General features: G+C 62.0%; 18 protein-coding genes. 17 read left to right on the forward strand and 1 reads right to left on the reverse strand.

All coding sequences use genetic code 11. From position 1 onward, the window contains the following. The first annotated feature begins 653 nt into the window (after positions 1-653). Positions 654-5378: a choice-of-anchor D domain-containing protein gene (locus IAE77_RS13385; RefSeq protein WP_294227282.1), complete on the forward strand. Its 4725-nt coding sequence runs from the start codon at positions 654-656 to the stop codon at positions 5376-5378. Between the two features lie 100 nt (positions 5379-5478). Here the strand turns inward: IAE77_RS13385 and IAE77_RS13390 are convergent, their stop codons facing one another. Then, complete coding sequence (locus IAE77_RS13390) at positions 5479-5907, reverse strand: hypothetical protein (RefSeq protein ID WP_294227284.1); 429 nt, start codon at positions 5905-5907, stop codon at positions 5479-5481. On the opposite strand from IAE77_RS13390, the gene IAE77_RS13395 reads away from it, so the two are divergent. The 16 genes from IAE77_RS13395 (at position 5906) to IAE77_RS13470 (ending at position 23882) form a co-directional block, all read left to right on the forward strand. Continuing rightward, a complete protein-coding gene (locus IAE77_RS13395) occupies positions 5906-6379 on the forward strand; it encodes a hypothetical protein (protein WP_294227286.1) in 474 nt (157 codons plus the stop codon). The two genes, IAE77_RS13390 and IAE77_RS13395, sit on opposite strands and share 2 nt — an antisense overlap. A 278-nt stretch (positions 6380-6657) precedes the next feature. Continuing rightward, positions 6658-7689, forward strand: coding sequence for a 16S rRNA (cytosine(1402)-N(4))-methyltransferase RsmH (gene rsmH, locus IAE77_RS13400; protein WP_294227288.1), 1032 nt, complete (start codon positions 6658-6660; stop codon positions 7687-7689). Beyond that, a complete protein-coding gene (locus tag IAE77_RS13405; RefSeq protein ID WP_294227290.1) occupies positions 7686-8072 on the forward strand; it encodes a hypothetical protein in 387 nt (128 codons plus the stop codon). Before rsmH ends, IAE77_RS13405 begins: the two co-directional genes overlap by 4 nt. Next, positions 8069-9931, forward strand: coding sequence for a penicillin-binding protein 2 (locus IAE77_RS13410; protein ID WP_294227292.1), 1863 nt, complete (start codon positions 8069-8071; stop codon positions 9929-9931). Before IAE77_RS13405 ends, IAE77_RS13410 begins: the two co-directional genes overlap by 4 nt. Then, positions 9928-11484: a UDP-N-acetylmuramoyl-L-alanyl-D-glutamate--2,6-diaminopimelate ligase gene (locus IAE77_RS13415; RefSeq protein ID WP_294227294.1), complete on the forward strand. Its 1557-nt coding sequence runs from the start codon at positions 9928-9930 to the stop codon at positions 11482-11484. The genes IAE77_RS13410 and IAE77_RS13415 overlap by 4 nt, the downstream gene beginning before the upstream one ends. Positions 11485-11584: 100 nt before the next feature. Next, positions 11585-12949: a UDP-N-acetylmuramoyl-tripeptide--D-alanyl-D-alanine ligase gene (murF, locus tag IAE77_RS13420; protein WP_294227296.1), complete on the forward strand. Its 1365-nt coding sequence runs from the start codon at positions 11585-11587 to the stop codon at positions 12947-12949. Between the two features lie 47 nt (positions 12950-12996). Further along, positions 12997-14091: a phospho-N-acetylmuramoyl-pentapeptide-transferase gene (gene mraY / locus IAE77_RS13425; RefSeq protein WP_345780982.1), complete on the forward strand. Its 1095-nt coding sequence runs from the start codon at positions 12997-12999 to the stop codon at positions 14089-14091. Positions 14092-14094: 3 nt separating this feature from the next. After that, positions 14095-15399 (forward strand): UDP-N-acetylmuramoyl-L-alanine--D-glutamate ligase, encoded by a 1305-nt coding sequence (gene murD / locus IAE77_RS13430; RefSeq protein ID WP_294227299.1) that lies wholly within the window; start codon positions 14095-14097, stop codon positions 15397-15399. Between the two features lie 35 nt (positions 15400-15434). Then, positions 15435-16589, forward strand: coding sequence for a LysM peptidoglycan-binding domain-containing protein (locus tag IAE77_RS13435; RefSeq protein WP_294227301.1), 1155 nt, complete (start codon positions 15435-15437; stop codon positions 16587-16589). A 114-nt stretch (positions 16590-16703) separates the two neighbouring features. Beyond that, positions 16704-17864, forward strand: a complete 1161-nt coding sequence (locus IAE77_RS13440) for a putative peptidoglycan glycosyltransferase FtsW (RefSeq protein WP_294227303.1) — start codon at positions 16704-16706, stop codon at positions 17862-17864. A gap of 126 nt (positions 17865-17990) precedes the next feature. Beyond that, positions 17991-19118: an undecaprenyldiphospho-muramoylpentapeptide beta-N-acetylglucosaminyltransferase gene (gene murG / locus IAE77_RS13445; protein ID WP_294227305.1), complete on the forward strand. Its 1128-nt coding sequence runs from the start codon at positions 17991-17993 to the stop codon at positions 19116-19118. Positions 19119-19232: 114 nt separating this feature from the next. Then, positions 19233-20354: an aldo/keto reductase gene (locus IAE77_RS13450; RefSeq protein WP_294227308.1), complete on the forward strand. Its 1122-nt coding sequence runs from the start codon at positions 19233-19235 to the stop codon at positions 20352-20354. 67 nt (positions 20355-20421) lie between these two features. After that, positions 20422-20592, forward strand: coding sequence for a hypothetical protein (locus tag IAE77_RS13455; protein ID WP_294227310.1), 171 nt, complete (start codon positions 20422-20424; stop codon positions 20590-20592). Between the two features lie 188 nt (positions 20593-20780). Next, on the forward strand, positions 20781-21179 hold the full coding sequence (locus IAE77_RS13460) for a hypothetical protein (protein WP_294227312.1): 399 nt from the start codon (positions 20781-20783) through the stop codon (positions 21177-21179). Then, entirely contained in the window at positions 21176-22780 is a 1605-nt protein-coding gene (gene nadB, locus IAE77_RS13465) for an L-aspartate oxidase (protein WP_294227314.1), read from the forward strand. The genes IAE77_RS13460 and nadB overlap by 4 nt, the downstream gene beginning before the upstream one ends. 145 nt (positions 22781-22925) lie before the next feature. Beyond that, the gene (locus IAE77_RS13470) at positions 22926-23882 is read left to right on the forward strand and encodes a hypothetical protein (protein WP_294227316.1); all 957 of its coding nucleotides are present in this window, start codon (positions 22926-22928) and stop codon (positions 23880-23882) included. Position 23883 lies beyond the last annotated feature (1 nt).

Raw genomic sequence — 23883 nt, forward strand, 5'->3', positions numbered from 1 at the left:
ATCCGTTATCCAACCCGTGAGTACAACTTCTTTCTCTCGCCTTTTGAGGTTTTAAAACACTGCCTAGTAACGTGGTGGCTGTGGCAGCGGGATGGGCTCACACGGTGGCGCTGAAGGCCGATGGCACCGTGGTGGCCTGGGGGTACAATTATTACGGTCAGACGAATGTGCCTGCTGGCCTCGGTGGCGTGGGGGACATCGCGGCTGGAGGGTTGCATACAGTGGCGCTGAAAGGCGATGGCACCGTCGTGGCTTGGGGATACAATACCTACGGCCAAGCGACGGTGCCCTCTGGACTCACTGGCGTGGTAGCTGTGGCGGCAGGATGGGCAGAAACATTAGCGATTAAGGTCGATGGCACTGTGGTAGCCTGGGGCGAGTACTCAGATGTGCCCACTGGACTCAGTGGCGTTTCAGCCATTGCGGCGGGAACCGATTATAAAGCCGCCATTGTCCCTTTGCGCCCATTGGCAGAGCTGGGAACCTCAAGCGCCATCACTTCGGTAAGCGCGATCCTACATGGTAGCATCCAGCCTTACGGGAAGACCACGAGTGCCGCTTTTCAATATAGCACGGATGGTAGCTTCAGCAGCAGCGCATCTATTCCACTCACTCCCGCCGATGGCACAACGCCCCAGAGTTTCAGCGTACCCTTGACTGGTCTGCAGCCCGCCACCACCTATTTCTATCGCATCAGCGCCACCAGCACGAACGGCACGACCATTACGTCGGTTAGGACGTTCATGACTGATCCCACCAATTCGGAGATCACAATCAGCGGGCTGGGGATCGAGATACCTAAAGGCGACACCAGTCCATGGGGAGGAGATGGGACCGAATATGGGCATCTAGGAACGCCTGGCCCCTTCACCGACACCACCTATTCGATCGCGAACGCAGGCCCGGACACGCTGGTGCTCACTGACACGCCCCGGGTGCGTCTCACAGGTCCAAATGCGGCGGATTTCACCGTGACCAGCCAGCCAGCGGCCAGTGTGGCTGCTGGGCAGAGCACGAGCTTCACGGTGCGCTTTCAACCTTTCTCCACCGGGCTGAAGACGGCCACGGTGAGCATCCTGAACAGTGATCCTGACGAGTCGGCTTACACCTTTGCCATCCAGGGCTCCTGCGGCACCGGTGTCATGGATGCACGCTTCAGCGTGGATGGTGTGCAATCCTCTGTTTTCACCACCAGCGGCACACCGAGAAACACGCAGGGGCGGGATGTGGTGGTGCAGCCGGATGGGAAGATCGTGGTGGTGGGCTTTGGGCACAATGGCACGAGCAATGACACGGTGCTGGCCCGGTTCCTGCCGGATGGCACGCCGGATGCCACGTTTGGAACGAACGGGCAGGCGCGCACAGATTTTGGTGCGAATGATGGTTGCTACTCGGTGGGGATTCAGGCGGATGGCAAGATCGTGGTGGGCGGTGAGGCCGACGTGGGGAGCCACTACGATTTCGCGCTCGCCAGATATCTTCCCAACGGCACACTTGACCCCAGCTTTGATGAGGATGGCAAGGTGACCACGGACTGGTTTGCGGGCAATGACTCCGCAGCAGAGTTGCTGATTCAACCGGATGGTAAGATCATCGCCGTCGGCACTGCCGGGACGCCGACAGGCTCTCACTTTGCTTTGGCCCGCTATAATGCGGATGGCAGCATGGACACGAGGTTTGGCACAGGAGGCAAAGTGAACACCGCCATCGGCAGTCTGGGGGCGAATGCGTATGCCGCCGTGCTTCAACTGAATGGCAACATTGTGGTGGGTGGGAGATCGGCACTCCCGGGTGGCGAGTCATTTGCTTTGGCACGCTACACATCCAGCGGTGTGCTTGACAGCAGCTTTGGCGCGAACGGCATCACCACAACAACGCTGGCGAGCGGTGAAGATCGGATTCTCGGCCTGGCCCTGCAGCCGGATGGCCGGATTCTGGCGGTGGGTCGCTCGTTCACCGCAGGAATCAGCTACGACTTTGGCATTGCCCGCTACCTGTCGAATGGATCCCTCGACACGAGCTTCGACGGCGACGGCATGCGAACGGTGGGCTTTGGCCCGTATTCCGACTGGGCGGAGGCGGTGGAAGTGCAGCCGGATGGGAAAATCGTGTTGTCAGGTTTCTACTCGGAAGCCAGTCGGCAAGGCATGGGCATCCTGCGCCTGAACAGCAACGGCAGTTACGATCAAACCTACGGACCAGATGGCATCGTGAAGATTACCCCCGGCCCGACCAACGACCGCCTTCATGGCTCGGCGCTGGATGCGAATGGCAATTTCGTCGGCGCTGGCTTCACGACGGACTCTGGCGGCACCTCGAATCTGGCAGTCGTGCGCGTGCTGGGTGCTTCTGCTCCCGCACTGCCCCTGGTCACCGCTAGCGTGGCTCCGGCTGGTGCGGGGCTGCTCATCAGTGGTCAGGTGCAGCCAGCGGGTGCCAGCACCACGCTCACCGTGGACTACGGCACCACGAACGCTCTCGGCAGCACCGCGACCATCGGGACCTTCACCGGTGGTGGCACGCAGAGCTTTGAAACGACGCTCTACCCCGGCAGCCTCGCAGTCGGCGCGAATTACTACTACCGGGTCACCGCGGCGAGTGTGAATGGCACGACAACCACGGACATTCAAAGCTTCATGGCCCCGCCGCCAGACATCCAGGTGGAGCAGCCGGTGGGTTCGCTGCTGGTAGATGGCGCTTCCAGTGTGAACTTCGGCACCGCCCCGCTGGGCACGCCGGTGACACGGACCTTCCGTGTTACGAACACAGGCAGCTCCACACTGAATGTCACCGCGCTGACCCTGCCCGAGGGGTATGAGCACGTCGGCCCCTTTGCTGCTTATGTCTTGGAACCGAATGCCACGCACAGCTTCGACGTGCGGTTTCTAGCGAACACGGTGCCCGGCACCTTCACAGGACCGATGACTATTGAAAGTAATGATCCAGATGCGGAGGGAAGCTTTGCATTGGGGCTGACGGGGCGGGCAGCGTTGGTTTATCCCGGAGCCATGGCGATCAAGCAGACGATTCCATCGGCCACCAATGGGGTCTATACACTCGATCCGGATGGGCCGGGCGGAGCAGACCCTTTTGATGCTTACTGCGATATGACGACCAACGGCGGAGGTTGGACACTGCTACTGAAGGCTAATGGATCGCAGACGACCTTCCAATACTCGTCGGCGCTATGGACCAACACCACCACCCTCAATGATGGCAGTCCGGGGTTGGATAACACCGAATTCAAATCCCAAGGGTTCTCGACGATTCCCTTCAATGCCCTCATGGTGGGATTAGGGACAAAGCGTTTGCAACTTAATCTGCCCGGCCTCAGCAAAACTTCCCTCCGCGACATGTTCTCCGGTGGCACCCTTGTTGCCAGTAACAGCCGCACAGACTGGCTGGCCCTGACGCCCAGTCCTGGAAACTTCACCTTGATGAGTGCCACCCAGTTCGGCGGTGTGAATGTGACTGCATCCGGCGGGGGGTATCTGAATGTCAGAGTTGGCATGCTGATGAACAACGTGGCGGACATGGTCACTCCTGATGCCTATGTCGGCGTCGGGGCATCTTCTTGGCAAGGTGATCTCACTACGACGGCCGGCGCGTCAAACTACGTCTCTCCTGTGGTCCACTACCCTGATACAAGCTACCTCTTTGTACGGGACACCACGCCCGGAGCCGTGCCGTCCTACGCTGCCGAAGTAGCCAACTCCCCTGCATCTTCGATCACCTCCGATACGGCCATCGTCAACGGTGCCGTGAACCCGAAAGGCATTACCACCAACGTGTGGTTCGAGTATGGCACGACCACGACATACGGCAGCAGCACCAGCAGCCAGGCCGTGGGCTCCGGCACCAGCGCCGTGCCCGTGAGCGCAAACCTCATCGGGCTCTCCCCCGGAACGCTCTACCACTACCGGCTCGTGGCCCAAAACGGTGTCACTACCACCTACGGCGCAGACATGACTTTCACCATGGTTAGCACCAACGCCAACCTCTCCGGGTTGGTCCTGAGCCAGGGGGCCTTGAGTCCGGCATTCAGCAGCGGCACGACCCAGTATGCCGCTCGTGTCCCCGCCAGCACGCTTGACATGACGCTGACCGCGACCGTGGCCGATCCCAACGCCACCTTCACCCTCAACGGCAATGCCGCAGTGTCCAACGTGCCGTCCCCGATCTGGGTTTCCGTCCCAGGGGAGAACATCTTCACCGTGCAGGTCGTGGCACAGGACGGTGTGACGACGAAAAACTATGTCGTGACGGTCACGAAGACAGATCCCATCTTTTCCGGTGGGGATGATTTCAATGACAGCACTCGCGATGCGGCGAAGTGGGCACCTGCGGACATCGCCAGCGGGAATGGCTCCCTGGTCGAGGCCAACGGGCGGCTCGAATACCGGGTGGCGACGCCGGACCTCGTCGAAGGTTTTGACGAGGTCAGACGTGAATGGGTGCTGAATAGCGCTGTCTTTCCCATCCAGGCATTCGATGTCATCGTGGATGTGCATAACAGCGTGGAGCCTGACGCGGACCACAACGCCTGCATCGGCATCACCGTGACCAACCTGGCCAATGCGGAGGACTACCTCACCCTGGAGCTCTTCCGCAGCGGGCCGGAGGGCGACGGTGAGGGGATACTGGCCATCCTAAGTTCGGCTGCCGCACAGGGAGAGGTGCTGCCCCTGACGCAACCCACCGATCACCCGGCGCTCACCGATGCCTGTCTGCGGCTGACCTACGATCCCGGGCCGGGCGTCTTCACCGCCAGCTATGATCCCACCGGACGGAGTGACGGCCTCCAATGGCAGGAGTACGGCACCTTTGGCATCAGCGGCCTGCCCATGACGGCTACACGCCAAACCTCCTGGTCCATGCCCCCCGGGGGCGGGTTCAAGGTCAGCGTGACCGCCTTCTCCGAGGGCCTGAGCATCACCAGTGGACAGGTGCATGCGGATAACTTTCAGACTGGCACTGGCGCTGCGGGGTGGCGTCTGACCACCTTTGGCATCGCAGAGGCCACGGGTGCCGCCGCCGATGACGCGGATCCCGATGGTGACGGCATGGTGAACTTCCTGGAATACGCGGTCGGCCACCACGGAGGCGTGGCTGGCGTGCTGCACACACCGCTTTCCAAGGGCTCGGGGGGAATGCTGGAGTATTTCTATCCCCGGAGCTTCCGGGCGGTGAGTGACGGCATCGTCTTTGATGTGGAATGGAGCGACAGCCTGCTGCCAGGCTCCTGGAGCACGGAGGGTGTGGTCAGCGAATGGCTGTCCACAGCAGGCGGTGCCATGCAGATGCGTGCCCTTGTTCCCTCAGGCACCGGTGGCAGGCGTTTTGTCCGGCTTCGTATCAGCCCGCCGCCGCCCCCGTGAGGGATGGGACACATGAGTTGCGATGGGCAAGACGCGTGCCTGGCCTGATGCAGGCGCATCAAAGCTCCGGTGACCAGACGAAAGGGGCCGAGCCGGGGCGTCACCGGATGATCAGCTTCACCGCGCCCTGACCTTGTCGGTCATCGGCGGAGGACACCAGAACCTGGGCCAGGTGATGGCCGGTGCGCCACGGAGCACCGGTGATCGGCTTCACCTGGAGGAGATAAGCCCCCGTGCCGACATTGCGAAAGGACGTGATGTTGTTACTGAAGGGCGCCTGCTGTCCGGGCACTTCGAAATACTCCATGATCGTGAAGTGATCCTTGGTCAGGTCTGTCACCGGCCAGCCAGCGCTGCTCACCAGCACCAGGATGTTGGCCGGATGGGTGTTTCCATTGGCCGCAGCCCCCGCTGAGGCCTGGCAGGCGAGTGTCAGCGCGGAATTGCCAGGAGCGCTGGCCTTGGGCGCGGCGCCCGGCATGGCTGGCGCTGCCGGTTTGGGCGGGGGAGCTTCATACACAGGCTTCATGACCGGAGTAGGCTCCGCTTTCTTCACGGGAACCGGAGCAGGAGCGGGTTTGGGGGCGGGGGCGGACTTCGCTGGAGCGGCTTTTTTCGGCGGCGAGGCTTTTTTGGCAGGAACCGGCTTTTTGGCTGGCGCTGGCTTCTTTGGGGAAGGCTGCGGCTTTTTCGCTGCGGGCTTTTTGGCAGGTGCCTTTTTGGGAGCAGGTTTCTTGGCCATGGCGTTGGGTCAGAATTGTTTCAATTTCCCTGAGGCTAGCAATAGTTCGGGTGCTCTGTCCAGATTCCTCTTGGTGGAGAGGCCCTCGACCGCGGCGGCCGCTTACTACGGAGAAAGTGTTGAAGTGCCGTCAAAACGGAGGAAAACCGCCCGCGCGGAGATCGATGCCACTGTCCGATGGTTTGCGAGTATCTCTAGCTTCTTTGAATACTCGCATGAACACCATGTGAATAATTTGAATCATGTGCAAAAATTCTGAAAATCGCCGATTGCCAAAACAAGCAACCGTAGATTATAAGGATTGGTTAGAATTTTAGTCTGGCGTGACATTTCACACCCCAATCAGTGCGAATGGCCGCCGAAGGTCTTCAGTTTATCATGAACGCGCACGCCGAAACCGGACTTTTCCTGCCGCGTCTCCTTCGTCCTCAAGGTCGGAAGGGGGGCTCGTCTGCGCGTTCGTGGCTCTCTGTGGTTTCCAGACTGATTGCATTTCCTCAAGTAGGAAGCTGGCCCTGGTTCGGGTCCACGGATGGCATGGATGACCTCATGCCGTGGGGGCGTGGCACTTTGGTGACACGTCCAGGAGCCGGGGGAGGGGGGGATGTGCCGGAATCCGGCCAGCCCGGCCACAGCACGCGCAATCTGCCATTCTATCACGCTCCTGTTTTGCTCCAGGAAGTTCTCGATTTGCTCCAGCCCGCCCCGGGCAAGCTGATCTTTGACGGAACACTCGGGGGCGGCGGTCATTCCGAGGCATTGCTGCAGCACGGTGCTCGCGTGGTGGCCATGGACCAGGACGCGAATGCCCTGAGGCATGCGACGGACCGTTTGAAGCCCTACGCGGCACAGTTTTGCGCCCTGCGCGGCAATTTTCGTCATTTTCCGCAGATCGTTGAAGAAACCGGCGTCTCGGGCTTCGACGGCATGTTGGTGGACATCGGTGTGTCGAGCCATCAACTCGATGAAGCCGTCCGCGGCTTCTCTTTCGCCAAGGATGCGCCGCTGGACATGCGCATGGACACCGACGCTCCACGCACGGCGGCAGACATCGTCAATCAGGAGGATGAGGCGGAACTCACCCGCATCTTCAATGAGTATGGTGAGGAACCCAACGCCCGCCGGATCGCCCGTGCGATCATCAAGGCGCGTGCCTCCCGTCGCATCGAATCCACGCTGCACCTGGCCGAGATCGTCGCCACCGCCTCGCCAAAACGCTCCAAGCGCCATCCGGCCACACTGGTGTTCCAGGCCCTGCGCATCGCGGTGAATGATGAACTCGCCGCGTTGCGCGATTTCCTCGCCGCCGCTCCCCGCTGGTTGAAACCCGGCGGCAGGCTCGCCGTGATCTCCTTCCACTCGCTGGAGGACCGCATCGTCAAACAAACGCTGCAGCACCTTTCCACGCCCTTCCTTGACCGCCCGGAATGGCCGGAGCCGCGCAAGAATCCCGACTGCGTGCTGAAACTCATCACCCGCAAACCGGTCGAAGCCGGCCCGCATGAGATCGAATTGAACCCGCGTGCCCGCAGCGCCCGGCTGCGCGTCGCCGAACGCCTTTCCGCATGAAGCCACGCCAGCGCAACCGCTACCGCAACAGCCTGGGCCTGCCCGCGATCACGGGCATTCTCATTGTCGTGGCCTCGCTTGCCTTCGTGGGCCTCGGCATCGTCGTCAGCAAGAACCGTGTCCGCGCCATCGGCGACGAGCAGCGCAAGGTCGAATCCGAGATGCGCCTGCTGAACGCCGAGATTCTCGCCTTGAACAACAAGATCGAAACGCTGCTCACACGCGATCGCGTCCAGCCGCGCCTCACCGCCGCTGGAACGCTGCTGCGGCCGATCACCAAGCACAGCCTGCTCGTTCTCAAAACGCTGCCGGCTCAGCCTGCGGCGGCAGCAGCGGCCGTTTCCTCGCCTTCCATCGCTCAAACCAACGCCAATCATCCGTGAGCCAGCCTCTCCCGAGCCAGATCCAGCTCCGTCGCGACCGTCCTGTGTGCCGGCGCATGTTTGTGCTGCTCTTTGTGCTGCTGGCGGGCTTTTCGCTCGTCACCTGGAGGCTCGCGGTCATCCACATCAAGGAATCGCCGCGTCTTTCCAGCCTCGCCGCGAAGAAATACCAGCGTCACATCGTCCTGCCGGCGCATCGCGGCGCCATCAAGGACTTCAATGGCGAATACCTCGCCCATGACGAGGACGTCAGCGAGCTCTACACCGACCGCACCCATCTGCGCGAGATCATCACCGTCCGTCATCATCTCGCTGCCGTGCGTGGGATGAAAGCACTGGACCTGCGTGGACAGCTCGACGAGGCGCAGACCATCGCCGCGTATCACGACCACGTCGCCAGGGTGCTCGCGGGCATCCTGCCTCAGCCGGAGGCTGAGATCCGCTCCCAGGTCGCCTCCGACAAGCCGGAGATCGTGCTGGCAAAGCAGATCGACGAGGAAACCGCGAAACAGTGGGCCGTGCTGTTCAAGGCCGAGCACATTTTTGGCATTCACATGCGCCCGACGGTCGCCCGCCGTTTCCCGGCGAAGGACCGCCTTTCGCTCGTGTTGGGGGACACCGACACCAGCAACAAAGGACGCTGGGGCGTCGAAAAGCTCATGGACGCAAGGCTCGCAGGTGTCGCGGGTGAGCAGTTCATCGAGCGCGACAAGTCCGGCAACGAGCTGCCGGCCTATCGAGGCAGCGTCGTCGAACCGCAAAACGGCAGCGATGTGCATCTCACCATCGACATGCAGCTTCAGGACAACGTCGAGGCCATCTGTGAGCGTGCGTGGAAGGCCAACAACGCCCGCCGCGTCGTCATCGTCGTCACCGAACCCGCCACCGGCACCGTCCTGGCGATGGCCGCGCGTCCGCATCGTGACGTCAGCAATCCGGACCTCAGCACCTGGACCAATCACGTGATTGCGGAGCCGTATGAGCCCGGGTCGATCTTCAAGGTCGTCACCCTTGCCGCGGCGCTCGACAATCACAAGGTCACCCCCGGCGAGCGCATCGACTGCGGCCAGATGTTTTATGAGGATCCCGTCCGCAAAGTGAAGCTCAGCGACGACGAACCGCTCGGCATGCAGACCGTCAAAGGCGTGCTCGTCCATTCCTCCAACATCGGCATGTACAAGATCAGCAAGCGTGTCGGCCAGGACCTGATGCTCGATTACACCTCGCGTTTTGGTTTCGGTGCCGTCACCGGCATCGGACTGATGGGAGAAAAGGCCGGCTACGTGAACACCGGCCGCTGGAGCAACACCACCTACTCCCGCATGCCCATCGGCTATGAGGTCTCCGTCACGCCGCTCCAGATGTGCATGGCCTACGGTGCCATCGCCAATGGTGGCGTGCTGATGAAGCCGCGCCTCATCGACCGCGTCGTCAAACCCAATGGCGAGGCCGAAGTCATCCCGCCACAGCCGGTCTGGCAGGCCTGCACCGCGAAGACAGCGGCCTCCCTGCGTGACTTCCTCGAAGGAGTCGTGCTGGAAGGCACCGGGAGCCGTGCGGCCGTCCCGGATGTGCGCGTCGGCGGCAAGACCGGCACCACACGTCGTTATGACCCCGAAAAGAAACGCTACATCGATGGCGCCTACCTCACCTCGTTCGTCGGCATGGCTCCGATCGACAACCCCCAGCTCGTCTGCCTCGTGATGCTCGACGATCCCCAGGCTGAAAGCTCGAAAATGATCCGCGGCGGCCGCGTCGCCGCCCCCATCTTCGCCGAAGTCGTGCGTGAGACGCTGGATCACCTCGCCATCCGCAACCAGCGCCCCATCAAAGTCGCCGCGAAAGGAGGTGCACAATGAAACTGCGTGACATCATCCCGCACCTGGAACGGCCGGCCGTTTCGGGAAGCCTCGACACGGAGGTGACCGGCTTCACCTACGATTCGCGCAAAGCCGGTCCTGGCATCGTTTTCGTCGCCATGCGTGGCTCGAATGCGGACGGCCACAGCTTCATTCCGAAGGCCATCGAACTCGGCGCCGCCGCCATCATCGCCGAACAGGCTCCGGCGGAGGATTGTGCCACGCCGTGGGTTCACGTGCGCCATTCGCGCATCGCCCTGGCCCAGGCGGCCGCGGCTTTGAACGGCCATCCGGCCAAGGTGCTCACCATCGCCGGTGTCACGGGCACGAACGGGAAGACCACCACGGCCTTCCTCATGCATCACCTTTTCAACGCCGCCCAGTTGCGCAGCGGCCTGCTCGGCACCGTGTTCTACGATCTCGGTGGCGAGCAGCACATGCCCGCCACGCACACCACGCCCGAATCGCTCGAGATCCAGGGCCTGCTGGGCCAGATGCGGGACAATGGCTGCCGCGCCTGCGCCATGGAGGTTTCCTCTCATGCGCTCGATCAGGATCGCGTGTTCGGCCTGCCTTTCGCCGCTGCGATCTTCACCAACCTCACGCAGGACCATCTCGATTATCACGGCACGATGGAGAAATACTTCGAGGCCAAGGTGCGGCTGTTTGAAATGTCCGCCGCCCTGCCGCGCTCGTCGCTCATCATCAATGGGGACGACTCCTGGGGCCGCAAGCTGGTGGACCGCTTCCAAAACACCGGCCGCGTCACGCGTTTCGGCTTCGGCGTGCACAATGAGTTCCGCGCCATCAACGTGCGGTACGACTTCACCGGCACCACCTTCGAACTGGAGGCCCGGGGCCGCAGTTTCCTCGTCCGCACGCCTCTGATCGGCGACTTCAATGTGTACAACACGCTCGGCGCGCTCGCAGCCGCTCACGGCGTCGGTTTGAACCTGCGTGAAGCCATCCGTCATATGCAAAACGCCCCGCAGGTGCCCGGACGGCTCGAACGCGTGTCGGAAAACACCCGTTTCCATGTCTTCGTCGATTACGCCCACACGCCGGACGGCATCGTGAACGCCTTGAAGACCGTCCGTGCGCTGCGTCCACGCCGCATCATCACCGTTTTCGGCTGCGGGGGCGACCGCGACCGCATGAAGCGGCCGAAGATGGCTGCTGCGGCCGAGGAAGGCAGCGACATTTGCGTGCTCACGTCCGACAATCCGCGCACCGAGGACCCGGAACAGATCCTGAACGACGCCAAGGCCGGCTTTGCCCGTCCGAAGGGCCATGCCATCATCCCCGACCGTCGCGAGGCCATCCGCGTCGCCTTCGAAGGCGCCCGTGAGGGCGACATCGTCGTCATCGCCGGCAAAGGCCACGAAGATTACCAGGACATCAAGGGCAAGAAGCATCCCTTCGACGACCGCAAGGTCGCCCGCCAGCTCCTGCACGACCTCAAAGCTGCCCGCGCCCAGGAGCGCGAGGAGAAAGCCGCCGAGCGCGAAGCCCAGCGCGGCGGTTTTGGACGCCCACCCCGATTCGACCGCTGATGATCGCCGCTCCAATGACGAATGCCGAATGCCGAATGCCGAATGCCCTCGGCATCTGGCCTGCATTTGTCATTCGTCATTCGTCATTCGTTATTTTTTCATGAAGCCGACCCCGATCCAGACTCTCGCCCAATTCGCCGCAGGCACGCTGCGGGGCGACGGATCGCGCCTGGTCACGAAGGTGAACACCGATTCGCGCAAAATCGCTGATGGCGACGTGTTCGTGGCGCTGGTCGGGGAAAAGTTCGACGCGCATGACTTCATCCCGCAGGTCGCTGCCGCCGGAGCCGCCGTTGTTGTTGTCAGCAAGGTGAACTCCGCCTGGGGCACCCTGCCTTGCGCGGTGATCGAAGTGGGTGACACGCTGGTCGCGCTGCAAAGCATGGCCCGTGGTTATCGCCAGCAGCACAACCCGCTGATCATCGGCCTGACCGGCAGCAACGGCAAAACCTCCACCAAAGACCTCACCGCCATCGTGATGGCGAAGAAGCTCCAGACCCGGGCCACCTTTGGCAATTTGAACAACCACATCGGTGTTCCGCTCACGTTGCTGTCGCTCCGCGATGGCGATGAATGCTGCGTCACCGAGATGGGCATGAATCATCCCGGCGAGATCAAGGTGCTCACCGACATCGCCATTCCCGACGCCGGAATCGTCACGAACGTCGGCATGGCGCACATCGAACACATGGGCACGCAGGATGCGATTGCGTGGGAAAAGGCCACGCTGCCAGCCCAGGTGAAGCGCGGCGGTGTCGTGGTGCTCAATGCCAACGACAAGTACAGCGCTGTGATCGCCCGCCATTGCCAGGGCAGTGTCTCGACGGCCGGAGTCGGCTGTGGGGACGTGGCGGCATCGAATCTGCGCGCTGATGCCACCGGAACCAGTTTCTCGCTCGACTTCAGCGGTGAGAAGATTGAGGCGCGCCTGCCGATTTTGGGCGAACACATGGTTGGAAACGCCGCCTTGGCTGCCTGCATGGGCTGGAGGCAGGGAATTTCACCGGCGGACATCGCCGATGCGCTGAATCAGGCCAAGCTGACCGGCGGTCGGGTCGAACCGAAAGTCGTCAAAGGCGTTCGTTTCATCGATGACTCCTACAACGCGAATCCGGACAGCATGATCGCTGGCTTGCGCACGCTGAGCACGCTGGGAGAGCCTCAAAGCCGCCGCGTGGCTGTGCTGGGCCGCATGGGCGAGCTGGGGCCGATCGCCGAGGCCGAACATCGCCGCGTGGGCGAATTCGCCGGCTCGCTGAAGCTCGACGCCGTCTTCAGCGTCGGCGGCAACGAGGCCGCATGGATCACCGAGGCCTCGAAGGCTTCCTCCTCCGAGCATTTTCCAGATCATGCCGCCTGCGCCGCCCGGCTGCGCGAGTGGCTGCGTGAGGGGGATGTCGTGCTGCTGAAGGGCAGCCGCTCCGCGCGCATGGAGCAGGTTCTCACGCACTTTTCCGCATCATGATGTATTGGCTCTACGAACTCAGGGAATGGATGACCGCTCACGGCTGGATGAGCGATGACGCAGCCCTGTACAAAATCCTCAATCTCTTCAAGTACCACACCTTCCGTGCGGGTGGAGCCGCGATCACCGCCTTCCTGCTCTCTCTTTTTTATGGCGAGCGCCTGATCCGCAAGCTGATCTCCCTCAAGATCGGCCAGCCGATCCGCACGGCCGAGGAAGTGCACAAGCTCTACGAACTGCATGGCAAGAAAGCCGGCACGCCGACCATGGGCGGCATCTTGATCCTCGGCGCGATCGTGGTTTCCACGCTCGTCTGGGCCAAGTGGGACAACATCATGGTCTGGATCGTCTTGCTCACGACGATCGGCCTCGGTGCGCTAGGGTTCCGTGACGATTACCTGAAGATCAGCAAGAAGAACTCCAAGGGCGTGAGCGCACGCACCAAGCTCATCTGGCAGACCTCCGTGGCCGTGGTGGCCGGGTTCCTTTTCGCCTACGCGGTCCCCGGCGACAACGGCCTCACGTTGCGGGCGCTTTACATCCCGTTCGTGAAGGACGCGGTGATCACCGACATGCACGTCTTCGCGGTCGCCTTGTTCGCGCTCATCATCGTCGGCGCGTCGAACGCCGTGAATCTCACGGACGGGCTCGACGGGCTCGCCACCGGCTGCTCGATCACGACCGCCATCGCGTATGCCGCGTTCGGCTACATCTGCGGCAATGCGCGTTATTCTGACTACCTCGGCGTCGCGCACAACAGCCTCGCGAACGAGCTTCCCATCATCGCCATGGCGCTGGCGGGCGCCTGCCTTGGCTTTTTGTGGTTCAATGCGCATCCGGCCCGGATGTTCATGGGGGACACTGGATCGCTGGCCCTCGGCGGATGCATCGCGACGCTCGCCATCGGCTGCAAGCAGGAGATCGTGCTGGCCCTTGTCGGCGGCGTGTTCGTGATGGAGGCCTGCAGCGTCATTCTTCAGGTCTGGAGCTTCAAGAAACGCGGCAAGCGCATTTTCCGCATGGCTCCGATTCATCATCACTTCGAGCTCGGCGGCTGGCATGAGAACCAGGTCATCGTGCGCTTCTGGGTGCTCTCCCTGCTCTTCGCCATGCTCGGCCTCGCCACGCTCAAGATTCGTTAAGTCATGAAATTCGCCTCCCAGCACTTCGCCATTCTCGGTGCCGGCCGCAGCGGCCTCGGCGCCGCCCGGCTGGCGCGTCTGCATGGTGCGGAGGTGACGATCTTCGATGAAGGCGACAAGGCGAAGCCGGTGGAGGATTTCCCGTGCGTGCTGGGCCAGCCGGCGCGCGATCTCGTGGTCAAGCCGGGTGATTTTGATCTCGTCATCATCAGTCCGGGTTTGGATGAGCACTGGCCGCTGCCGAAGAAATTCACCGACGCAGGTGTCCCGCTCGTTGGCGAGACTGAATTCGCCTTCAACCTGACGGACATGCCCATGGCGGCCATCACCGGCACCAATGGCAAGAGCACCTGCACGGAGCTGATCGCGGCGCTGTTCAACGGCTGCGGCATGAAGTCGATCCCCTGCGGCAATCACGGCATGTCCTTGAGCGAAGTCGTCGCCAGCGGCGTGCGCCACGACGTGCTGGCGCTCGAAATCAGCAGCTTCCAGCTCGAAACGATCAAAAACTTCCGCGCCAAGGCCAGTCTGTGGCTCAACTTCGCCCCGGATCACCTCGACCGCTATCCCGGCATGCCGGAATACTTCGCCGCGAAGGCCCGCATCTTCGAAAACGTCACCGCTGACGATGTCGCCATCGTGCGCGCCGGTGAAAACGTCTCCAGCGGCCAGGCGCAGCGTTGGACCTTCAGCGCTTACGGTGCGGAAGCCGACTACACCTATGCTGGCGGCAAGTTTTACCTCCACGGCGGCGAGATCGGCAGCGCCGCCGGTTTGAAGCTGCGCGGCAAGCACAACATGGAGAACGTGCTCGCGGCATTGATGACGGGGCGCGTGTTCGGTCTGGAGTTTTCCGCGATGCTGAAGGCGATGGAAAGCTATGAGCCGCCGCGTCATCGCTGCGAACTGGTGCGGACGCTGCGGGATCGCGAGTATATCAATGATTCCAAGGCCACGAACCTGCACGCGCTGGAGGCCTGCCTGCGCTCGCAGGAGCGTCCGATCGTCCTGATTGCCGGTGGCAAGGACAAGCAGCTCGATTACACGCCTCTGAGGGCCGAATTGAAGGGCCAAGTGCGTGCGATGGTCTTCATCGGTGAGATTGCGCAGCAACTGGAGCAGACCTTCGGCGATCTGCTGCCCTGCAAGCGTGGCAAGGACATGGCGGAGGCTGTTTCCATCGCCACCGAGCTCGCCCAGGCCGGCGATGCGATCATCCTGAGCCCCGGCACCTCCTCTTTCGACATGTACACCGGTTATGCCCAGCGCGGCGATGTGTTCCGCGACGCCGTCAATTCCCTGAACTGATTTTGAAATACAAACTCCCGCCACCCTCACGTCCCATGAAAATGAAGACGACACCCAAGACCAAGGACAAGAAGCTGCTGCTCAATCTCATCGATGGAGAGCGGCATCGTCATCGCGTGGCGCTCGTCACGGAAGAGGGCGAATGGAACCAGCATGAGCCGAACTCCGGCATGGCGCGCATGTTTGTCGTCATGTTGCTGGTTCACGTCGTGCTGATCGGCGGCATCATCATCTACGATTTCATGGGTGAGGATGAGTCTCCGCAGCAGACCGTGACACAGGCCGCCCGTGCCATGACGACCAGCTCCGGCCTGCCGCAGACGGCGCCTGAGATCGTTACCGCGCAGGCGCAAGCCGCGGCGGACACGGTGCAATTCGACAGCTACGAGATGCGGTCGGGCGATTCGCTCAAGAGCATCGCCACGAAGTTCGGCACGACGGAGGAGGAGATCACGCGGCTGAACATGATCGACAAAGGACTGCAAATCGGCCCTGGAACGATGTTGCGCGTGCCGAAACAACCGGTGTTGAGCGCCATCCCGGTGGACCGGCAGACCTTGAAGCCGCAACTGCCCGAACCTGATGCGACGAAGCCGTTGGCGGTGCAGGATCAGCCGCCCACGGTGACGAAGGAACCGAGTGAGGCGGTGAAACCGTCCGAAGCTCCCGCCAGCCTTTCGGCCGCGCTGACTCCGATGTCCCTGCTGACACCCGGCGAGACGCCGCCGGCCACCAGTGCGATCGCCTCGGCCGACATCCCGGCCACCACGGCCGCTCCGAAGGAGGACATCGCCGCCCTGCCGGCACCGACGAGACCTGGTGTTGCTTCCCTGCTGCAATCGGAGGCGCCCGAACACTCCGGGTCGAAGGAAACGCCGAAACGTGCGGAGCCCAAAGCCCTGCCCAAGCCCGCACCGGTGCTGCCGCCGACCCAGATGCTCAAAAAAATCGCCGACACGCCGCCTGCGCCGGTGAAGAAGAGCGAGCCGGCACGGAAGCCGGTGGAAACGCCTTCCAAGTCCGTCGCGAAGGCGACACCGGTGCGCATGCACGCCTTGCAGTCGGGCGAGACGCTCTATCGCTTGTCATCGAAGTATGGCGTCTCCGTGACTGCGATTCAGAAGGCCAACAACATCAAGAATCCCAATGCCATGCGTGAAGGCATGAAGCTGGTGATCCCGGCGAAATAGCAAGGAGCGTAGAGCGAAGGGCAAAGAGACAGGCTCAGGTCCACATCGCTCCAAACCATTTGTGAATCGTCCAACTTCAGACTCTTCGCTCTTTGCCCTTAGCCCTACGCTTTCATGGCCAGACACTCCATCTTCCTGCTCATCCTGGCGGCGGTCTCATTGATCGCTCTCGGCATCACGATGCTGGCGAGCACCACGTTCGAAGTCGCTGGCGAAGGCGCGGAGGATTATGTGACGCTCTGGCGGCAGCTCGTCTGGCTGGGCGTTTCCGTTGCCGGCTGCATGGTGGCGGCATTGATCGACTACAATGTCTGGATGCGCTGGCGCTGGCACATCCTGATCACCGCGGCGGTGCTGCTGGCGCTCTGCTACGCGCCGCTGATCGGCGTGAAGATCAATGGCTCGCGCCGCTGGATCGGCATGCAGGGCTTTGGCATCTCTAGCTTCCGCGTGCAGCCCTCCGAATTCGGCAAGATCGCCCTGATCATCGTGCTGGCGGGCTGGTTTGCCACGCATGAGACGCTCACCCGGACGTTCTGGCGTGGATTCGCCCTGCCGGGTCTGATTTTGATGGGAGTGGTGGGGCTGATCGGCTGCGAGTTCGATCTCGGCAGCGCCCTGCTCACGGCGACTGTGGGCATGGGGGTGATGTTTGTGGCCGGAACGAAGATCCGCTATCTCGTGCTGATCATTCTGGCCTGCGGAGCGGGTTTGTGGGCGGGCGTGAAATACCTGCCGAACCGCTTTGACCGCATCATGGTCACCTTTGACCTCGAAAAGCACAAGGAGGGCCTCGGTTTGCAGCAGTGGGTGTCCAAGCTGGCCTTCGGCTCCGGCGGCGTCGATGGCCGGGGCTTGGGCGAAGGGCGCATGAAGCTGTCCTACCTGCCCGAAGCACACACTGACTTCATTTTCCCGATGGTGGGGGAGGAACTGGGCCTGCGCGGCACGGCGGCCGTCGTCCTGGCCTTCGCGGTGCTGGTGATGAGCGGCTTCATGGTCTCCGCCTATGCGCCCAATCGTTTTGGCAAGCTGCTCGGCGCAGGTCTCACGTTTCTGCTGGGGATGGAAGCACTCTTGAACATGGGGGTGACGACCGCGTTGCTGCCGAACAAGGGCCTCCCGCTGCCCTTCGTGAGCTACGGTGGTTCCAGCCTGGTGGCTGCGATGGTCGCGGTGGGCATCCTGATCAACATCCATCGCCAGGGCGTGCATCTGACCTGGGATCAACTTCCCGTGATCCGCCGGAAGCGCCGCTGGACGCCGCAGTTGTAGGCGGTCTTAGCCCTTGATCATGGACGCTTCGTGGCTTTCCTCAGCTTTGCCGGGGTCGTCCTCCGCCAGGGTCAACGGGACCCGCGAAGTGCTTCCGGTTCAACCCTTTCAGCCTTTTGAATCTCAGTGAAACAGAAAAATCCGAAGTCCGTCCACGTGCTCATTGCGTGTGGCGGCACCGGGGGGCATTTGTTCCCCGGCATCGCCGTGGGTGAGGTGCTCGCCTCACGCGGCCATGACGTCACGCTGCTCATCAGCGAAAAGAAAATCGATTCCCTGGCCGCCTCCGGCCACAAGGAGCTGCGCTTCGAGAAAATGCCGTTCCTGGCCATGCCGAAGCCGTGGTCGCCGAAGATGATCGGCTTTTTGAAAGGACTGTGGCAGGGCACGAAACGCTGCCGCCAGATCATCCGGGATCATGATGTCAAAGTGGTGCTCGGCATGGGCGGCTTCACGTCGTTCGCGCCGCTTTATGCGGGCCGCAAGGAAGGCTGCCGCACCTTGATTCACGAAAGCAATGCGATCCCCGGCAAGGCGAACCGCCTGAACGCCCGCTTCAGCGACATCGTGCTGTGCGGGCTCGAAGCCTGCAAAGAGCACTTCCCGAAACACGGCGATGTGCGTGTCGTCGGCACGCCGATCCGCAGCAGCATGAAGCAGCAGAACGGCGACGACCCGAGGGCGTTTTTCAAGCTGGACAAGGACAGGCGTACGCTGCTCGTCATGGGCGGCAGCCAGGGAGCTCGTGGCGTGAACCGCGCGGTGGGCATGGCGCTCGAGCAATTCGAGAGCATGGGCATCCAGGTGCTGCACATCGCCGGACCGACCGATTACGAGGAGGTGCGTGATGTTTATGCGAAGATCCCGATGCTGAAGCAGCATGTGGCCGCGTTCTGCCATCGCATGGATCTGGCGTATCGCGCAGCGGATGTCGCCGTCGCACGTTCAGGGGCCTCGTCGATGTCGGAGCTGGCTTACTTCGGCGTGCCGAGCCTGCTGGTGCCTTATCCGTATGCCGCTGAGGATCATCAGACGCGGAACGCGGAGATTTTCGACCAGGTGGGTGCTGGTCGCATGATCAAGGAGAGCGATTTGAACGCCGACTCGCTCGCCGACGCCGTGCGGAGCATCGTGAATGACACGCGGAAGGCTGGCGACATGAAGAAGGCGGCGCAGAAGCTCGCGGTGAAGAATTCCGCCGAGAAAATCGCCGACCTGATCGTCAAGGAGGCTGACAAGGCCCAGACCGCGTAAATCCAGCCGATCTTGCCATTTCCTGTGCTTCTGGCCGGACCGGAAGCATCCTTGTTTGAAACACCGGGCGGAACCGCTATGTATCCAGCCCCTCAAACCCCAACCTCACCTCCTATGAATCTCACACGCACGGCTTACGGCACCTGGAGTGGCGGCCGCTTCATGCACTACGGCGAACAACTCTCCGAAGAGCACTACATGCAGCTCATGCGCGATTCGTTTGCCAAGGGTGTGCGCACCTTCGTCACCGCGGATGTGTATGGCGTGGGTCGTGCCGATGCCCTGCTGGGCGAGGCGCTGAAAGGCATCCCGCGTGAGGAATACTGCCTCGTCGGCATCGTGGGCCACGACATTTACGAAGGCATCCGCCAGGGCTCCCGCGGCTACCCGCGCTTCACCGATCCCACGCTGCGCGGGCCGGAGAAGTATTACGACTACCTCAAGATGGCGACGGAAAAGAGCCTCGAACGTTGCCAGACCAGCAAGTTTGATCTCCTGATGCTTCACAACCCGGACAGCATCAGCTACACGAGCGAAAAAGTGTGGGATGCCTTCACCAATATCCGCGATGAAGGCCTCACCGACCGTCTCGGCATTGCTCCCGGACCGGCGAACGGCTTCACGCTCGACATGATCGAGTGCTTCGAGCGCTACGGCGACCGCATGGACTGGGCGATGATCATTTTGAATCCCTTCGAGCCCTGGCCCGGTCAGCACGTGCTCGCCGCGGCGGAGAAGAACAAGGTCGATATCCTCGCCCGCGTCGTCGATTACGGCGGTCTCTTCCACGATGACGTGAAGCCCGGCCACAAATTCCGCGATGGCGATCATCGCACGCACCGCCCCGGCGAGTGGATCGAGCACGGCGTGGAGCGTCTCGAAAAAGTGCGCCCCATCGCGCAGAAGCACGGTTTGAGCATGCTACAGCTCGCCTGCTTGTGGACTTTGGGGAACACAGCCGTGAAAAGTGTCGTCCCCACGCTCATCCAGGAGCACGGCGAAGGTGCGCGCAGCATTGAGAGCAAGCTCGACGACCTCGCCGCACTGCCGGAGCAATGCCTGAGCAAGGAAGAGATCGAAACCATCCGTCAAATCGGCGACAACACCGGCTGCATGGCCCTCAAAGGCGCCAGCCAGCGTCATCCGGGTGACATGGAACCGCGTGCCGACGAATGGGCGATGCGCGATGATCTCATGGCTCTCGCAGGCCGTTTCGGCGTGCAGTGGGCGTGGTGAACTCCTGATTGACGCATCCTGCGGGCGAAACCAGATTCATCCAAACATCCGTTACTCGTTTTGAACCATGACGAAGCTCCTTCCGCCCTCGAATCGCGTCTTGAAAGCCAGGCGCGTGCTTTCCACTCTGCCGCGGAAGACCTTCAACGGCGAACAGGCGGCGGAACAAGTGCGACAGCACCTCGCGGAGGCGAAACGGCACATCTTGCAGAGTGGGCACGGGAACGAGGCGTCCTGACTGACGGGCGGGAATTTGAAATCTGCGCGCTTGTCTCCAACAGCACCAGTGAACATGAGGTGCGGTATCACAAAGACCAAAACCGTGCATGGAAGCGCACATGGGCGGGTTTTTACGGCCAGGTGCCTTGCCCCGATAACGGCCGCCTTGGACGACGAAACGCCACGCCCTCCGAGTACCTGCGGCGCATGGCGCTGCAGATCCGTGTGTTCGCCAGCGACATCCGGTTGGAGGGAGTCTGTGTGTCGGAAAAGCCCAGCATGATCATCGGGCAGCCCGCAGGCGAGCCTTCCTTTATCATCTCCCAAGACTGGCTGGACAGGGTCCGGGACACGACTCCCTCGGACATCGCCGCTTTTCTCAACGACGAAGGCTTTGAACCTGTGACACGCTCGTATTTCGGCTGGTATCGCGACGCGGATGGCACGGTGATCGTTGATGCCAAGGCGGACAATTTCATCACCACCGAGGCGGATATCATCGCGCTCGACCTGCAAATGGCCCAGTTTTCGCGTGAAGAAGCCCTTGCAGCGGGTTTGACATCTCCGCCAGACATGGACGAAGACTCCAGCCTATTCTCTTCATGATCGAATCCGATTTCATCATCGTCGGAACCGGCGCGGGTGGCCTTAGCGCGGCGTTACATGCCTCGGAGCATGGGAACGTGGTGATGATCACGAAAAGAGGCGCGCTCGATTCGAATTCGAACTGGGCGCAGGGCGGCATCGCCTGCGTCACGGCGGAGAACGACTCCATCGAGAAACACGTGAGCGACACGCTGATTGCCGGCGCCGGTTTGTGCAAGGAGAGCGCGGTGCGCACGATCGTGAGCGAGGGGCCGGCCCGCATTGCCGAACTGGTGAAGTGGGGCGTTCATTTTGACCAGCGTGAGTCCGAGAGCGGCCATCTGGAGTTCGATCTGACCAAGGAAGGCGGCCACACCGCCCGTCGTGTGCTGCATGCCGCCGATGCCACCGGGCGCGAGATCACGGAAAAGCTGCTCGCGGCCGTTCGCGCGAAGCCAAACATCACGATTTACGAGAATCATTACGCCATCGACCTCATCACGACGGCGAAACTGGGCCTCGTGTCCGAGGATCGCGTGCTCGGGCTCTACGTGCTCGATGAAACCACGGGTGAGGTGCACACCTTCCGCTCGGATCGTGTCATCCTGGCCACCGGCGGCTGCGGACGCGTTTATTTGTACACGACGAACCCACGGGTGGCGACGGGCGATGGCGTGGCGATGGCCTGGCGGGCCGGAGCGACGATCTCGGACATGGAGTTCATCCAGTTCCATCCGACCTGTCTCTACCATCCGCAGAAGCGCTCGTTTTTGATCACCGAGGCCATGCGTGGTGAAGGAGCGCGTCTGATCGGCAAGGACGGCGAGGAGTTCATGCAGAGTTACGACCCGCGTGGGTCGCTCGCCCCGCGTGACATCGTGGCGCGTGCCATCGACCACGAGATCAAGCGCACCGGCGGTCCCTGCGTGTACCTCGACATCAGCCACAAGCCGGCAGACTTCATCGCACACCACTTCCCGAACATCCAGAAGGCCTGCCTTGAAGTCGGGATCGACATCACGAAAGAGCCGATCCCCGTCGTTCCCGCTGCGCATTATCAGTGCGGTGGTGTTTTGACCGATGTGAACGGCGCCACCAACATCCGCGGCTTGTGCGCGGTGGGTGAAGTCGGCTGCACCGGATTGCATGGTGCGAACCGTCTGGCGAGCAACTCGCTGCTCGAATGCTGTGTCACCGCGTATCGGGCCGTGAATCACCTCCTCAAAAAGATTCCGCCGGGCAAAAAAGCCGAGCAGAGCTACGAACTGCGGCCCTGGCAGGTCAGCGGCGTCGTGGAAAATGACGAACTCGTCGTCATCTACCACAACTGGGATGAGATCCGCCGCCTGATGTGGGACTACGTCTCGATCGTGCGCACCAACAAGCGCCTCCAACGCGCCGCCGCCCGTCTGCGGAACCTCAAACGCGAGGTACAGGAGTTTTACTGGAACAACCGCGTGACGAGCGAGATCCTAGAACTGCGCAACCTCGTTGAAACCGCCTCCCTCATCGTCGAATGCGCCATCCGCCGCCACGAAAGCCGCGGGCTGCATTTCACGCTCGACTACCCGCAGCCGGACGACTCCAGGAGTCCGCAGGACACCACCCTGAGACGCTACTGAAGCCACCGTCGAGGGCGGCTTCGCGGTCGTTTTGAACGGTTGTGCCTCGGCTGTGTCCAGCATCCTCCCCGCAAGGTGGACTGCGAATTACCCATTGCGGGTTCTGCCCTTTACCTGTTACAATTCCCAAAACTTTGCCAACCCCATGCCTGTCGGACATCTTTACTGCCTGATCAGTGTCGCCTCGCTGGCTGCCGCCATGCCGGCTGTCGGCCAGGGGGCGGGTTCGGTCTCCGCTGCGGGTGCTGTGGCCGCGCTGAAGAAGACCGGTGCCAGTCCGGCCGCAAAAACCATCCAGGTCCGGCCGCCGTCTCCCAGCAAGCCCGAGACGACCCGGAACATCAGCATCGCCGTTCCAAGTTTCAGCACGGGAGGGATCCCCAACCTCGGCTACGCGAGGTATCCGTGGAAGCTGGACATCGTGGCCACCGTGTTCTGGGTGGGCGAGGAGCCGACGGAAAACAACCCCACGCCGAACGACAAAAGCTCGTGGGACACCAAGTGGATGGAGAGTTTCGGCGGCTACGACGACCCCGATCCAACCAAGCGCACGGAAGCCTTCACGCCGATCGGTTTCACGCCGAAACAAAACCCGTTCTATGTGGCGCTGCCGTACAACGACTGCATCGACTACAACTCGCACAAGCCTGAGGCGTCAAAAATCATCCCCTGGTTCAAGACCCGCTTCACCCGTTCCGGCCGTACGGTGCTCAAAGGCCAGTGGGTGGCGATCCGTCACGGCAACCGCGTCTGCTACGCCCAGTGGGAGGATTGCGGCCCGTTCGTCACCGACGACCATGAGTACGTCTTTGGCAACTCACGGCCGAAAAACACCAGCAACAACGGCGCGGGCATCGACATCTCCCCCGCCATCCGCGATTACCTGGGCCTGAAAAGCATGTCACGCTGCGACTGGCGCTTTGTGGATGTCAGCGAGGTTCCCGCCGGTCCTTGGCGCACCTTCGGCACGAACAACCACTTCGTTCATCAGCAGAAGGTCGAGAAGGAGCGCGAGCACTCGGCGATCTCCTCCCGTCTGGAGGAACTCCGCCGCATGCGTGACGAGTACTTCCGCCAGAACGGCACTGGCGCTGTGCGTTGAC

The organism is Prosthecobacter sp., assembly GCF_014879935.1.
Taxonomy (GTDB): domain Bacteria; phylum Verrucomicrobiota; class Verrucomicrobiia; order Verrucomicrobiales; family Verrucomicrobiaceae; genus Prosthecobacter.

Excerpts from the sequence above, each read along its gene's own strand:
- IAE77_RS13415 (WP_294227294.1), top strand. The coding sequence starts at position 9,928 with ATGAAACTGCGTGACATCATCCCGCACCTGGAACGGCCGGCCGTTTCG.
- mraY (WP_345780982.1), top strand. The coding sequence starts at position 12,997 with ATGAGCGATGACGCAGCCCTGTACAAAATCCTCAATCTCTTCAAGTAC.
- IAE77_RS13455 (WP_294227310.1), top strand. The coding sequence starts at position 20,422 with ATGACGAAGCTCCTTCCGCCCTCGAATCGCGTCTTGAAAGCCAGGCGC.
- IAE77_RS13440 (WP_294227303.1), top strand. The coding sequence starts at position 16,704 with ATGGCCAGACACTCCATCTTCCTGCTCATCCTGGCGGCGGTCTCATTG.
- rsmH (WP_294227288.1), top strand. The coding sequence starts at position 6,658 with ATGGATGACCTCATGCCGTGGGGGCGTGGCACTTTGGTGACACGTCCA.
- murF (WP_294227296.1), top strand. The coding sequence starts at position 11,585 with ATGAAGCCGACCCCGATCCAGACTCTCGCCCAATTCGCCGCAGGCACG.
- nadB (WP_294227314.1), top strand. The coding sequence starts at position 21,176 with ATGATCGAATCCGATTTCATCATCGTCGGAACCGGCGCGGGTGGCCTT.
- IAE77_RS13450 (WP_294227308.1), top strand. The coding sequence starts at position 19,233 with ATGAATCTCACACGCACGGCTTACGGCACCTGGAGTGGCGGCCGCTTC.
- IAE77_RS13405 (WP_294227290.1), top strand. The coding sequence starts at position 7,686 with ATGAAGCCACGCCAGCGCAACCGCTACCGCAACAGCCTGGGCCTGCCC.
- IAE77_RS13470 (WP_294227316.1), top strand. The coding sequence starts at position 22,926 with ATGCCTGTCGGACATCTTTACTGCCTGATCAGTGTCGCCTCGCTGGCT.
- IAE77_RS13390 (WP_294227284.1), bottom strand. The coding sequence starts at position 5,907 with ATGAAGCCTGTGTATGAAGCTCCCCCGCCCAAACCGGCAGCGCCAGCC.
- IAE77_RS13395 (WP_294227286.1), top strand. The coding sequence starts at position 5,906 with ATGACCGGAGTAGGCTCCGCTTTCTTCACGGGAACCGGAGCAGGAGCG.
- murD (WP_294227299.1), top strand. The coding sequence starts at position 14,095 with ATGAAATTCGCCTCCCAGCACTTCGCCATTCTCGGTGCCGGCCGCAGC.
- IAE77_RS13435 (WP_294227301.1), top strand. The coding sequence starts at position 15,435 with ATGAAAATGAAGACGACACCCAAGACCAAGGACAAGAAGCTGCTGCTC.
- IAE77_RS13460 (WP_294227312.1), top strand. The coding sequence starts at position 20,781 with ATGGCGCTGCAGATCCGTGTGTTCGCCAGCGACATCCGGTTGGAGGGA.